A 14,029-nucleotide genomic window follows, 5' to 3' on the forward strand; every position below is an offset into this window, starting at 1 on the left:
AATGGAAGAAAACGAAAAATATTTACCGAAAAACGAAGAGAATGCTTCAAGCAATAATGAAGAAAACCCTCTTTCATCAGGGGAGAATGTGGAAGTAAATCCACTTGAAAAAATGCCTTTTGAAGAAGAAAATCCAGAGATGATTTGGCTCTCACAAAAGGTCAATGAAATCAGAGCAAAAATGGGTGAATTCATTATTGGTCAACACGTAATGGTAGATTTATTAATGACAGGAATTTTCTCTGCCGGACATATTCTGTTGGAAGGAGTTCCTGGAGTCGCAAAAACATTATCGGCAAAAGTATTGTCTAAATCATTGGATATTGATTTCTCTAGAATTCAATTTACTCCTGATTTAATGCCTTCAGATGTCATCGGAACTTCGGTTTTCAACATGAAGAATTCAGAGTTTATTTTCAAGAAAGGACCTATATTTTCTAACATAGTTTTGATTGATGAAATCAACCGTGCTCCAGCAAAAACGCAAGCTGCTTTGTTTGAAGTAATGGAAGAACGTCAAATTACTTATGATGGAGATTTATACAAAATGGAGTTTCCATTCATTGTAATAGCGACACAAAATCCAATTGAACAAGAAGGAACTTATGCTTTACCAGAAGCTCAGTTGGACAGATTTCTATTCAAAATCACAATGGGTTATCCAGATTTAGAAGACGAAATAAAAATTCTTTACCGCTATAGAAATAATATTAAACCACCAGAATTAGATGACGTAAAAGCGGTCATTTCCACTGCTGATATTCATAAAATTCAGGAGTTGATAAAGAAGGTTGTCATTACAGATGAGTTGATTCAATACATCGCTTCAATTGTTGATAAAACGAGAAATCACGGGAAGATTTATTTAGGAGCTTCTCCACGTGCATCGCTTTCAATTCTTAAAAGTGCAAAAGCAGCCGCAGGAATTCGAGGAAGAGCATTTGTAACGCCAGACGATATTCAATTTGTTTCTCCTTATGTGTTGAATCACCGTTTAATTTTAACGCCAGATGCTGAAATGGAAGGAACTTCAACGAATGAAGTTGTCGCTTCAATTATTCAAGAAATCGAAGTACCAAGATAATAAATGTTGAAATCGCTTTACATATCGCGCTTCTTTTTCATTGCTTTTGGAATGAGCATTGTTCTTATAGTAACAGGATTTTATTTGCCTGTTTTGCTCTATTTTGGACAATTTTCACTTATTGTGCTGCTAATTCTAACAATTTTGGACGGTTTTCTGCTGTTTAATCATAAAAACCCAATTGCTGCAAAAAGGAACATAGAAGCACGTTTAAATTTAGGTGATGAAACATTAATTAATATTTCGATTAAAAATAAAGGAAATCAACCTTACAGAATAACGGTTTTTGATGAGCCGCCATTTGAAATGCAAGCCAGAGATTTGACATTCAACGGATATATCAAAGCAGGAAGCGAAGAGCAATTCAGCTATACATTTAAACCCACAGAACGTGGAGAATATGAATGGAAAAACTTGCATGTTTTCATTCGTTCTTTTATCAATCTATTGGAACGAAGAATCATTATTGAAGCTCCAGAAAAGGTCTTGGTTTATCCTTCTATTTTGCAAATGAAGAATTTTGAATTCCTTATTTTTAACCAACAAACACAGCAAAGAGGAATCAAAAAAATCCGAAGATTGGGTCACAACAATGAATTCGAACAAATTAAAAATTACATTCAAGGAGACGATATCCGAACTGTCAATTGGAAAGCTACCTCTCGTCGTTCAGAATTAATGGTGAATCAATTCCAAGCACAAAGATCTCAATCTGTCTATGCGGTTATTGATAAATCACGCTCAATGGAACACCGATTTGAAGGATTAACACTATTGGATCATGCGATTAACAGCACACTTATATTTTCAAATATAGCATTAAAAAAAGGTGATAAAATTGGCTTGGTTACTTTCTCTCATAAGTTAGGAACTCAAATTGCGCCAAATCTAGGAAAGAGACAATTGCAAAGAATCTTAGATGCACTTTTTGCTCAAAAAACAGAGTTTAAAGAGTCAAATTACTCGCTTTTGTACCAATCTTTGCGAAAAACCATCCCTTTTCGTTCACTTTTGATGTTGTACACCAACTTTGAAACAGAACTCGCAATGCACCGCGCTTTACCCATGCTGAAAAGCATCAATAAGAGACATGTTTTGGTAGTGATTTTCTTTAAGAACACAGACTTAAATGAAGAACTCACGAAAAGTCCGACGACTGCTAGAGAATTGTATGTTTCAACGCTTGCAGAGGATGTAATTAACACCAAAAAGCGCATCGCAAAAGAATTGAATCGACATGGAATTCAAACTGTTTTAACAGCGCCAAATGAGTTGAATGTCGATACTTTAAATAAGTATTTGGAATTGAAATCTAGAGGGTTGATTTGATGTGTCTGTTTTCGTGCGGACTTGCGGTACGGACGATTTGCAAATCATGCACACATGGACTAGTACGGTCGATTTGCAAATCGTCCCTACAAAGTCCTTCTCACCAACCCCAAAGTCTTCTGCCCTTGGTCACTATAATAAATCGTCTTGTTTTTATTCTCTAAATCGGGAACAAACTCTTTATTCAAATGCAATTGAGCTTTTGAAAACACCTCTTCAACAGTAATCAATTTCATACAAACATTATCGCCGTTACAAGGAGAAATATTGAAATCATGCACACATGGACTACAGAAAACTTTTTTGTAAATCACCGTTGTATATTCGTTTCCTCCATATTGATCAGGCGAACACGGTCCAAATAGACAAACTGTCGGTGTTTTGCAAGCGAACGCAATGTGCATTGGTCCTGTATCATTCGTAATGACCAATGTCGCCTTGTGAATCAAAGCTATCAACTCATCAATTGTAGTTTTACCCGCTACATTTTTAACGCTAGGATGATTGATTCCTTCAACTGTTTTTACGCTGTATGGACGCTCATCTTTACTTCCAACAACAAGTATTTCCATTAAAGGATATTCTTCAACCAATTTTAAAATTAATTGATTAAACTTATCTGAACCCCATCTTCTTTCTAACCTTAAATCTGAAGCATTAGGATTAATGATAATGTATTCACTTTTTGGAATTCCGTCATAATCATGGGTGTTTTCAAATAAAGGATACAAAACGTTTTTCGTGTGATTTACGCCAAAAAGACGTGAAATCTGTAAATAAACCTCCGAAATCGGCACATTATTGTTGAAAAACATCATGTGCGTATAAATCCCCATATTAAACGAACTTGATCTCAAGTAGAATCCAACTCTATTTTTCGAGAAAGTAAACAACGTAAATAATGTGCTGAAATTGGAATAGATTTCTAAGTCAATATAAACATCTGGTCTTTTTCGCATTAATTTAAAAAGCGAAGAAAACATCGTAGAAATAAGCTTAAAAACGTTTTTGTCATCTAAGCAAATTATGGAGTCAATGTGCTCTATTTTTTCTAAAACAGTCCGATTGGCTTTCGTAGAAACAAATGTAATTTCAGCATCTGGAAATTGAGTTCGTAAAGCTTCAATCATTGGAGTCGCTTGAATAATGCTGCCCATTCCTTTGAATTTACAAACCACAATATGCTTGAAATCATTGTCTAAACTGTGATCAATTCGTAAAATTTGCCCAACGATTCGCACCAAAAAGTTCATCAAAAACGCAATGGGTTTGATGAGATAATTGTCTATTGCTAATTGATGTTTAGTTTTCAAATCGTGTGTCTTTATATAGAGTAACGCTTTTTAAAGCACTTGAGTTACCATTTTCTAATTCAAAGAAAGTTGCATTTCCGTTGTGCCAATGGTAACTGTTTGAAATTCGAATCATGTATTTATTTCCCAACTCTTTATTGATTTCAAACTTAAACAAGTCTAGTTTATTTCCCAAGGAATCTTGTAAAATTAAGCTTTTCGTTGTCTTATCGAAATCATCATTAAATTCAAATAATAAATACGCATGTGAATTATTATTCGCTAAATCTCTAATTGAAATTGGATCTGCTAATTGTGTTTTCCATTCTTGAATTGTTTCTAAATCTTCAAAGCTATTTCGCTGATAAAAGTCATGAATATAATGTGCTGTTTTCTTATAATTATAAACTTCTGGAGATTTAGAAACAGAATCTTTTAATGCCAAATAATCGTTTTTAATTTTAAAATCTTTCGCTATCCAAATGCGTTTTTCACTAATGATTGAATAAGGTTCGTAATTTTTATAAATGTATTCAGCGACCAGATAATAGCGCATACTGTTAGGTATTCCATCCGTTTCATCAAACCATGATTTTGGATAAGAAGAAAACACCACCACAGGAACATCTTGAGGATTTACAGCATTCAATAAGTGCAATTGTGAAAAATCATCTACACTATTTTGAAGATTCTGACAAAAATATCCAGGCACTTCTTTCCCTGAATAATAGTACAACATTGGTGTATTTGAAAAATCTAAGAAGGTTTCTTTCCCCGTTAAGTTATCCTCTAAAAAGTTTTTAAAATCTCTAAGCTCACTAGCATAAAAGCCATGGTTTGGTTTCGTTCTGCGTAATTCTGTTTTTGCAGCAATATCAACGTTTAATGTGATGAAAGCATTTTTCTTAATTGCCTTATCAAAAGTTCCAAATTCTGGTTGATAAGGGAAAAATCTGAATATTAAAAACAAAGAGAAACAACCAATATAAAAAAGTGTTAATCGATTTTTTACTACATAATTTCGAAGCAAAAACACAATCAATAATGTCAGCGCAAAATAAAATGTAGTAATCACTGCGCCATCATTATTTTCTGCATAACCATGCCGAACGATTCCTCTTTGTGCATTGGCTAAAGAAATCAAAAAGAAAAACAATGAAGTATGTAAAATCAATACATCACTTTTACTGATGTTCAATAATTCCACTTTTTTCCATAAACGAAAAACAATATAAAGTATAGAAATCACGGATATCAGCGGCAAGAAGAAATAAGAAATATAAAACTGATGTGGATATTTGTAGGCAATTTCAGAATATCCATGGGCTTGATTTCCGCTCACATAATGCAACGCAACTCTAAAGTTTTCTAAAATAGTACCTCCACCTCTCAATAAAATAGCGACAATAAGAAGTCCTAAAATTATGGCAATCGCAATGAAAAACCCCTTAAAAAGATGCTTCCACTGAATTGAAATAGTTTTGGTAATAGTTAAGAAAAGGAAATAGAAAAAACTTGAAATTAAGGCAGCATAACCGGCGTCAATTTTCCAAACAATCAAAAGAATTACAGAAGCAAATAAGAAGAAATAAAGTTTCGTTTTTGATTCTTTTAAAATCTGTTGAATAATAAAAAACGGAAGTATACAATAGATTAAATCATTGGAAAAAACCTCTGTTAAAAATGGAAAGGCCAGAACAAATAAGAGAGAAAACGCTGGTCTTTTAAACAACTTGTTCAATACAAAATAAACGACTAAAAGGAACATCAATCGATTAAAGAAGAAGTAAATCTGAAAATCTAATTCATTATTGTACCCAAAAATAAGTGAGTAAATAATGCCGTACCATTGTTCTGCAAACATGTGAGAACTCATGAAATCAACAAATGGAATTTCACCAAACCTAAAGATTCGCATTATGGCATTCGCTGGATTCCCTAATTCAAAAAGCTCTGTGTTTTGTTGAATAATTGGAAAGTAATAAATCAATAAACAATATGCGATGATGATGGAAGGCGATAAATATCTTCTAAAAATGAATGTTGTGTTTTTTAATTTTTTCTTTTTAAAGTAAATGAAACCATAAAACACAATTAGAGAAAGAGTGAAAAGTAATAAGTACAGTTTTCGATACCCTAAAAAATCATATCCTTTTTGATATTGGAGAATTACCAATTCTATAGCTAAAAATGAAAGTAAGGAGAGAAATATCAGCGGAATAAACAGATGATTTATTTGTCTAAAAGTGAGTTTTGAAAATTGATTAATTATGAGAAAGACTATCGTCAAAAAGAATACGGAAAAGACATAAACTAATAAAAAATGTTCTGTTCCTGTTAAATACAAAACGGCAAAATAGACTAAAAATCCATAAGATAAAATGGAATTACTCAGTACCTCGGCTTTGAATATTTTAAAGGATTTTATACCGCTATTTGCAAATCCATAAATGATTATTTTGTAGAACAACAGAAAGGAAATCAAATAAATAAGCATTTCTGTTTCTACTCCGATTACTTGAATTAAGGTAATTGAAATCCCAATACTACTCAATAACAACAATACAGATTCTTGTTGTTTTTGAATTTTTATGCGCTGAAAAACAAAATGAAATATTGATAAATTAATCAACAAGAGAGCAATCAATTTAAAGATCAAACCGTAAAATAAATCTACCCGACTTTGAATAGAAATCCCATCTGCCGTGGCTTGACTAATGATGAGCTTGTGCATTTCAACCAACTCAAAACTACTATTTTGATAAAGCAGTTGCAACAAAAAAATACTTACAAAAAGCGCTGTAAAAAACGTAAAGCTTTTAATTTGTAGTAGATATGAAAAAGGGTTTCTCATTTAATTAATTTGTTGAACTAAATTATGTAATTCTCCTCAAAATTAAGTTTTCGTGTGAAAAGATGGTTAATTCTTTCAAAAAATGAACTAATAATAAAAAATAGAAAACGGATTTCGGTTAATTTACAAATTAAAATCCGTTACTATCCGCGTTGCTAACGGTAATTGAGCCTGTGGAAGGCCCGCATAATCCGCGTTCCATCATCCCAGAAAACACCTGTTTCTACATTTATTGTTTACCTTTATACTTTTAAATTATGCAAAAGCTTAAACTCACAACAGATCAAAATGTACCCATCGAAGTAGAGTTGGCAGGAATCGAACAACGACTTCTGGCTGTACTTCTTGATTTGGTTATCCTGATGAGCTACTTTGTTTTGATGTTGGCGCTTATCAATATTATTTTTACAACGAGTTATAGCAATTTCAGTGAGCAAGATTTTAGTTTTTGGTTTATTCTTTTTATACTCCTTGTTTACTTACCTTTTTCTCTTTACACCCCCTTAATGGAGTATTTCACAAAGGGTCAAACCATCGGAAAAATGGCTTTAGGAATTCGTGTAACCAAGGTAAATGGAGAGAATGCAAAATTTAAAGACTACTTTACACGTTGGCTTTTTCGCCCTTATGAAGTATACATTTTAATGTTTGCACTTGGCGGAGTATTAGCATTTTTAGCCTCATTTTTTTTTGATACTTTGATCAGTGCTATTTCAAGTAAAAACCAAAGAATTGGTGATTTTATGGCAAATACTGTTGTGGTAAGGAAAAAACCAAAGAAAGTTTACTCTATAAATGATATCTTAGCCATCCGAAATAACGAAAACTATACCCCTACTTATACAGGAGTTTCGATGTACACAGACGAAGATATGATGTTGGTTAAAAATGTCATTTCTCGTGTTGAAACATATAAAAACAAAGAAACAAAAGCATTAGCAATTGAACTCGCAGATCAAATTGCAGAAGAATTAAAGTTGGAAGAAAAACCAGAGAAAAAATTGACTTTTTTAAAAACAGTATTGAGCGATTATATCGTTTTAACAAGATAAATTATGAGTGTATTATACGTTGTTCCCACACCAATTGGAAATCTAGAAGACATCACCTTGCGTGCACTTCGCGTGCTAAAAGAGGCTGACTTTATTTTGGCTGAAGACACCCGAACTACGGGACAATTGCTAAAGCATTATGAAATTTCGAATCAATTGGTTTCGCACCATATCCACAATGAACACAAATCTATTGAGCGATTAATTGACCAAATTAAAGCTTCCAAATCAGCTGCAATTGTGTCTGATGCTGGAACACCATCAATTTCTGATCCTGGATTTTTATTGGTTAGGGCTTGTATTGAAAATGATATCAATGTGGTTTGTTTACCTGGAGCTTCTGCAATTATTCCAGCAATTGTAGGTTGTGGTTTCCCTTGCGATAGTTTCATTTTTGAAGGATTTCTTCCGCATAAAAAAGGTCGTCAAACAAAATGGAAAGCAATTGCTGAAGAACCTAGATCTGTTGTTTTGTATGAATCTCCACACCGTTTAGTGAAAGCATTAAAAGAAATGGTTGAGTATTTAGCTCCAGACAGACAGATTTGTGTAGCTAGAGAAATCTCAAAAATGTTTGAAACTTTCCACCGTGGAACTGCAGCAGAATTACTTGCATATTTCGAAGAAACTCCACCAAAAGGAGAAATTGTAGTCGTTATTAGCGCAAAAGGAAAAGAAAATAAGGATGACTAAATTATCTATACAACTCACCAAGTTTGGCGGACCAAAAGAAGCTTTTTCTTTTACTGAATTGACCATTCCAGAACCTTTAAATGACGAAGTTCAAATTTCTGTCGAACGTTTTGGAATCAACTATGCCGATGTTATGGCGAGAGAAGGAAATTATAAAGAAGCTCCTCCACTTCCATGTGTTTTAGGGTACGAAGTCGTGGGTGAAGTAACTAAAGTTGGGAAAGATGCACCACAAGATTTAATTGGAAAACGTGTCGTTGCTTTTACGCGATTTGGAGGATATAGTCAATGCGTAAATACCAAGCATTTTGGAGTAGCAGAAATTGGAGATTACGACGGAAATAAAGCCTTGTGTTTGGCTACGCAATATGTTACGGCTTATTATATGGCTTTTGTAGCAACAACTGTTCAAAAAGGCGATAATGTTCTAATTCATGCCGCAGCTGGTGGTGTTGGAACGGCATTAATTCAATTGTTGCGCAATAAACAAGTGCGAGTTATTGCTAAAATTGGTAATGATTCAAAAGTGAAATACTTGAAAGATTTAGGTGTAGATTATATTGTCAATTATAACAAAAGTGATTACGCTCTTCAAATAAGACAAATTCTCAATACAGAACCAATTCATATTTCATTTAACCCTGTTGGTGGTTCAACATTTAAGAAAGATTGGAAACTTTTAGGCTTAACCGGAACGCTCGTTCTTTTTGGTGGAAGTGAACGCTCAGGTAAAAAATGGGGAATCCTTTCAACTTTAAATTTCGTTCGCAAAATGGGAATTGTTGTTCCTATTGGACTAATGATGCAGTCAAAAAGTATCATCGGAATAAACATGTTGAAAGTTGCCGATTTAAAGCCTTTAGTTCTTCAAAATTGCCTTAAAGAAGTTGTTCAGATGGCTATAAAAGGTAAATTAGACCCAAAAGTTGGTAAAGTTTATAACGCCAAAAATATAAGCGAAGCACATGAATTTTTAGCTTCTGGAAAATCGACTGGTAAGGTTGTTTTAGAATGGTAATTTGAACTTATGAAACCCAGAATCGTCATATTTGCTCCTTATCCAAAAGGGACAGCTCCTTCTCAACGTTTTCGTTTTGAACAGTATTTACCTTTGTTAGAAAAAGATGGTTACGAAATCGTTTACAATAGTTTTTTAACTGAAAAAACATGGAAATTACTTTATCTTGAAGGTAATTTCGTAAAAAAAGGAATGGGAATGTTCAATAGTTTTTTTAAACGCGCCCTTTCAATTCTAAAATTAAAAAAATCAGATATTCTTTTTGTTCACCGAGAAATGTCTCACGTTGGACCTCCTGTTTTTGAATGGTTTGTGGCCAAAGTCATGCGTAAAAAATTTATTTATGATTTCGACGATGCGATATGGTTGCCCAATTATAGTGAGGTCAACGCTAAAGTACATTGGTTAAAAGCCTATTGGAAAGTAAAATACTGCATTAAATGGGCAAATCAATTGAGTGTTGGAAATGATTATTTAGCGGAATATGCTAGGCCATTAAATCCAAACATAACGGTTGTACCTACGACAATCGATTTAGTAAATCACCATAATCTTATAACAGATTATGATCATTTACCAGTTATAATTGGTTGGACAGGAACCCAAACAACATTGCGTTATTTAGATGAACTGGTTCCAATTTTAGCAGAATTAGAAAAAGAATATGATTTTGTTTTCCGCGTAATTTCCAATGAAGAACCTCAATTTAATTTAAAATCATTGGAGTTTATTCCATGGAACAAAGAAACTGAAATTAAAGATTTAGCAGCCATTCAAATTGGCGTGATGCCTTTGGTTGAAGATCAATGGTCGAATGGAAAATGTGGTTTCAAAGCATTGCAATACATGGCGCTTGGAATCCCCTCTATTTTATCTCCAGTAGGAGTTAACACCAAAATCGTGAAAGATGGTCAAAATGGCTATTTATGCACTTCTCCAACGGAATGGAAAGAGCGTTTGGTAGAGTTATTATCAAATACAGAACAAAGAAAAGTAATTGGTCAAGCAGGAAGAAAAACAATTAATGAAGCGTATTCTGTAAAGGCTAATTATGCCAAGTATTTGGAAGTTTTAGGGAAAAGTTAATTCTTATTCGTTTCAATACTATAACTCAAATTTTGTAAACCAAAATTTTAACTAAACCAATTTACATTGCAGACTTCATTCGTTAGATAGTTTCCTAACTAAGCCCTGTAATCCCAAATTTTATCTAAACCTCAGGACTTAAGTCTATTTTCAATTGAGTACAAGCGCCTTGCTCATCATACAACTCTATTGAACCATCTAGTTGTTCTATCAGCCCATTTATGATAGCTATCCCGAAAGAATTACCTTCTAGAATTGAGCTCAAAGCTTCACCATAACCAACACCATTGTCACAGAAAGTTAAGTTAAGCATGTTCTCCTCTTTTTCAATTTTAAGAGAAATAATCATTGAATCAGAACTTGACCTTCCATGTTTCATTGAATTATTAACCAATTCTGTAATTATGAGTCCAATTGGAATTAAAAAATCAATATTTTGTTTGTAATCAACTGAATCAATACTGAATTCTATATTTTGTTGTTGAATTAATGGTCTAACAATTTGCTCTATGTAAGTATCTATATTTACAATTCCTAAGTCTTCAGTTTTATAAATGGCTTCATATGCCATGGCAATTGAATTTATTGAATCTTCTATTTCGTGGGTTTCAATCTTACCATTTTTGTCTTTTAACCTAGATAAACTGAGTAATAATTGAAGGTTGTTTTTAACCCGATGATGCACTTCTTTAAGCAGAATATCACGTTCCTTAATGGCTTTTTTAAGCTGAAACTCATGGTTCTTTTCTTCTGTAATATCAACATGACAGCCTATTACGCGAAGTGGTTCTCCTTTTTCATTCCATTTAACAACTTTACCATTGCACCTAACCCAAATAGTTTCACCATTTTTATGGTAATAACGAATTACAATATTAAATGCGGTTTTGCCTTTTGAATTTATATGATTTTCTAATGACGTAAACATAGCAGGCAAATCTTCCTGAAATGCTATTTTTTGCCAAGCAGCAGGCGAACTCTCCATCTCTGAATCTAAATAACCAAACATCTCTTTAAAGCGAGGACTAAGATACTCCTCATTGGTTACTATATTCCAATCCCAAAAACCAGCTAACGAACTTTCTAAAGCACTTTCGCTTAACAATCTAAGGTCTTCTATCGAGTTATATCTTTCCATTTACTTTATTTACGTCTTCGTTATAAATTAAAAAGGTGATTAAAAGTAGTCTATTTCAATTTAGTTCTCAATCAAAAACTTTTTTTTAATTTAATCATTTTATATGACTAAATATAATAAACTGAAGTGTTTGTTAAAAGCAGTTTTAATGAAAACCTAAAAACATCCTATTTAATATATATGGCAAAAGATAAATAAGAGTTTTAAATTACTGACCTAAATTGATTTTTTTTTATAATTGTTTAGCTATAATAGAAGGGTCCCACTCTACTTGGGCAGACATTATTTTGCCATTATTATTAATTTTAAATACTTCGATACCATTAAATAAAATCTCTTTGCCATTGAAGCTCTTTGCTTTGGCTTTCCAAATTATTTTTACTGAATCTTCTTCCAGATGTTTACTCTCAATTGTCATACTGAGTTCTGAGAAAAAGCGTATAACTCCTTTAAAGAAAATAGCCAATTGTTGGTGACCAATGTAAGGTCTACTTCCTACAGGGTCTTCCATATATCCATTTTCGGAAAAAAGATCAACCCATTTTTCTTGATCAAAACTACTAATTGCATCAAAATAGCCATTTACTGCCGTATTTATAGCGTCAATTTTAGTGGTGTGAACTTCAGTATTTTCAGGAGTAGGACCTTCTTTATCTAGAATTAAAATTCCAGAAATATTACCGTATTGATAGTTTGTTTTTAATGTCAAGTCGTATTTCGCTTGATCAATTTCTTTGAAAATAGGTTCAACAAATTTATCCGCAAGTGATACGATATCCAAACCTATAGAGCCAAATGATTGTGAGCCAATAATATTTGATGTGAGTACATAATGCTGAAAGAAAAAATTCTTTAATGAGCGCTCAAAATTCGTAAAATGATTGACAATAGGAAGTAGAACAGCGTTATCTTTAGGGTTTTCTAATATCTGAACTATGTTTATATTATCGCTTTCAATATGCTTTAAAAACTTTTCAAAAAGCTTTTTTGAAATATAAAATAACTCGTAAGCTTGTTGAGATTGCCCACCACTGGCTCCTCTAAGCGCTACCCTTAAAGGATGGTAGTCAGCTAAGATCATATGTTCTAAGAGGAGAATATTGTCTGCAAGGTAAAGAAGTGTTTCATAAACAACCTTAAAATGATGTCCAATTTTATCGTCACTAATAGCTGAATTTTCAAAAATATTATCGATAGTTTTCAACTCATTGATTGCTATATTAAACCAACATTCGGAAACTTGATGCGTTATCATAAACATTTCATCTTCTGAATTGAAATACTCTAATTCATCCAGTTTAAGCTCTTTTATAATGTTGGGATATTCTATTTGATCCGCAATATCAAGACGCTTAACAGGTAGTTTCACTAAAAAGAAATAATCTCTTATCTTATTTATTTGATCGTCAAGTCCAATTTTTACTTTCTCAGAAAGCTCGAAATATGATGTGGTAATTCTGTCTATTACACCGGAGTAACTGTGATCTAGTAATTTGAGGTTTTCAATGTTTTTAGAATAACTTTCTTTAAAACCTTTTTCTTCCAAAATAAAATCACAAGAATTTAATAACTTAAACTGTGTTTCTATTCCTTGAAGGATATGTGATATTTTATCTCTATTGTTTTTTTCTTTTGTTTTAAGAATACTGCCCATTAGATAGGTGGACAATTCTACTGAAACAAATCCGCAGATCAAAAAATTTTCCTTTCTATTTGTATTTCCTTTGAAAAAGGAACTTAGTTCATCAAAATGGATATATAAATTGTAAGGTATTTTTTTCATAACTAGCGTTGGTTAACAAAGTATTGGAATCTTTTTTATTATAAATTATAAAAAATTCACATTCAAATACATTTTACCTCAAATCTAACATTTTCAACTGACTTTTAAAACCCTTTATTTCATGTGCGAATGTTTTTTTTGAAATTAATACCGCAACACTTAAAATTGTCGTTATGTGTTTGGTTGAAGGAGGGTGGTTGAGTTGGATGTTTGGGTTTGTAGAATTACAGTATATAGTCTCTGGAATCCTATCTCTTTTTAGAGTTAGTGTAAAATGATGAAATTTGAGGGAAATGGGTGTCTAATTTATACTTTTCTGTGTTTTTCATGGGGTTACGTTTATGGACGTTTGGGTATATAGCAATAAAGACAGAAAGACACAGATTAACTTCCAAATTCCCACTGAACCAAATCGTTGTGTTTGATTTTATCTTATTATTTTAAAAGCCTGTCGGGATCTTTTCCAGTAAATTCATTCTTTTAGTATTATTTTCGATAAAATGGTTATACGCTCCAATGGCACGCGGATGACACTGATACTTCGGCGGGCTCAGCAGAACTGCAAGCAACGCGGATACTCACGGATTTTTCACTTATGGTGAATTCGGATAAACGCGGATTGCTTTGGTCCGTAATAGTAACTATTTCCTTACCATTAAATAAAATCATATCTAATTTCTCAAGAGAACCTAGTGTGCTG

At 32.8% G+C, this 14,029-nt stretch carries 10 protein-coding genes; 6 read left to right on the plus strand and 4 right to left on the minus strand.

Going from position 1 to position 14,029, the window contains the following annotated elements; all coding sequences use genetic code 11:
- Nucleotide 1 precedes the first annotated feature (1 nt).
- Nucleotides 2-1,084: an AAA family ATPase gene (locus tag ERX46_RS09060; protein ID WP_130093539.1), complete on the plus strand. Its 1,083-nt coding sequence runs from the start codon at nucleotides 2-4 to the stop codon at nucleotides 1,082-1,084.
- Nucleotides 1,085-1,135: 51 nt separating this feature from the next.
- Complete coding sequence (locus tag ERX46_RS09065; RefSeq protein ID WP_207214148.1) at nucleotides 1,136-2,413, plus strand: DUF58 domain-containing protein; 1,278 nt, start codon at nucleotides 1,136-1,138, stop codon at nucleotides 2,411-2,413.
- A gap of 86 nt (nucleotides 2,414-2,499) precedes the next feature.
- Here the strand turns inward: ERX46_RS09065 and ERX46_RS09070 are convergent, their stop codons facing one another.
- Together ERX46_RS09070 and ERX46_RS09075 are read right to left on the minus strand one after the other, a co-directional pair.
- Nucleotides 2,500-3,726, minus strand: coding sequence for a glycosyltransferase family 9 protein (locus ERX46_RS09070; protein WP_130093541.1), 1,227 nt, complete (start codon nucleotides 3,724-3,726; stop codon nucleotides 2,500-2,502).
- Nucleotides 3,716-6,559, minus strand: coding sequence for a hypothetical protein (locus tag ERX46_RS09075; protein WP_130093542.1), 2,844 nt, complete (start codon nucleotides 6,557-6,559; stop codon nucleotides 3,716-3,718). Before ERX46_RS09075 ends, ERX46_RS09070 begins: the two co-directional genes overlap by 11 nt.
- Before the next feature lie 257 nt (nucleotides 6,560-6,816).
- Between ERX46_RS09075 and ERX46_RS09080 the strand changes: the two genes are divergently transcribed.
- Genes ERX46_RS09080 through ERX46_RS09095 form a run of 4 tightly spaced genes read left to right on the plus strand, consistent with a single transcriptional unit; the run spans nucleotide 6,817 to nucleotide 10,408 of the window.
- Nucleotides 6,817-7,611: an RDD family protein gene (locus ERX46_RS09080; protein ID WP_130093543.1), complete on the plus strand. Its 795-nt coding sequence runs from the start codon at nucleotides 6,817-6,819 to the stop codon at nucleotides 7,609-7,611.
- Nucleotides 7,612-7,614: 3 nt separating this feature from the next.
- Nucleotides 7,615-8,304, plus strand: coding sequence for a 16S rRNA (cytidine(1402)-2'-O)-methyltransferase (gene rsmI / locus ERX46_RS09085; RefSeq protein WP_130093544.1), 690 nt, complete (start codon nucleotides 7,615-7,617; stop codon nucleotides 8,302-8,304).
- The gene (locus ERX46_RS09090) at nucleotides 8,297-9,322 is read left to right on the plus strand and encodes a quinone oxidoreductase family protein (protein WP_130093545.1); all 1,026 of its coding nucleotides are present in this window, start codon (nucleotides 8,297-8,299) and stop codon (nucleotides 9,320-9,322) included. Before rsmI ends, ERX46_RS09090 begins: the two co-directional genes overlap by 8 nt.
- A gap of 9 nt (nucleotides 9,323-9,331) precedes the next feature.
- Nucleotides 9,332-10,408 carry a glycosyltransferase family 4 protein gene (locus ERX46_RS09095; protein ID WP_130093546.1) on the plus strand — a complete coding sequence of 359 codons (1,077 nt, stop codon included), beginning with the start codon at nucleotides 9,332-9,334 and terminating at the stop codon, nucleotides 10,406-10,408.
- A gap of 124 nt (nucleotides 10,409-10,532) precedes the next feature.
- Here the strand turns inward: ERX46_RS09095 and ERX46_RS09100 are convergent, their stop codons facing one another.
- Nucleotides 10,533-11,546: a sensor histidine kinase gene (locus ERX46_RS09100; protein ID WP_130093547.1), complete on the minus strand. Its 1,014-nt coding sequence runs from the start codon at nucleotides 11,544-11,546 to the stop codon at nucleotides 10,533-10,535.
- 232 nt (nucleotides 11,547-11,778) lie between these two features.
- A complete protein-coding gene (locus tag ERX46_RS09105) occupies nucleotides 11,779-13,329 on the minus strand; it encodes a nuclear transport factor 2 family protein (RefSeq protein ID WP_130093548.1) in 1,551 nt (516 codons plus the stop codon).
- Nucleotides 13,330-14,029: the final 700 nt, after the last annotated feature.

The organism is Brumimicrobium glaciale, from assembly GCF_004152935.1.
Taxonomy (GTDB): Bacteria; Bacteroidota; Bacteroidia; order Flavobacteriales_D; family Crocinitomicaceae; genus Brumimicrobium; species Brumimicrobium glaciale.

Excerpts from the sequence above, each read along its gene's own strand:
- ERX46_RS09090 (WP_130093545.1), top strand. The coding sequence starts at position 8,297 with ATGACTAAATTATCTATACAACTCACCAAGTTTGGCGGACCAAAAGAA.
- ERX46_RS09095 (WP_130093546.1), top strand. The coding sequence starts at position 9,332 with ATGAAACCCAGAATCGTCATATTTGCTCCTTATCCAAAAGGGACAGCT.
- rsmI (WP_130093544.1), top strand. The coding sequence starts at position 7,615 with ATGAGTGTATTATACGTTGTTCCCACACCAATTGGAAATCTAGAAGAC.
- ERX46_RS09060 (WP_130093539.1), top strand. The coding sequence starts at position 2 with ATGGAAGAAAACGAAAAATATTTACCGAAAAACGAAGAGAATGCTTCA.
- ERX46_RS09075 (WP_130093542.1), bottom strand. The coding sequence starts at position 6,559 with ATGAGAAACCCTTTTTCATATCTACTACAAATTAAAAGCTTTACGTTT.
- ERX46_RS09080 (WP_130093543.1), top strand. The coding sequence starts at position 6,817 with ATGCAAAAGCTTAAACTCACAACAGATCAAAATGTACCCATCGAAGTA.
- ERX46_RS09105 (WP_130093548.1), bottom strand. The coding sequence starts at position 13,329 with ATGAAAAAAATACCTTACAATTTATATATCCATTTTGATGAACTAAGT.
- ERX46_RS09065 (WP_207214148.1), top strand. The coding sequence starts at position 1,136 with ATGAGCATTGTTCTTATAGTAACAGGATTTTATTTGCCTGTTTTGCTC.
- ERX46_RS09100 (WP_130093547.1), bottom strand. The coding sequence starts at position 11,546 with ATGGAAAGATATAACTCGATAGAAGACCTTAGATTGTTAAGCGAAAGT.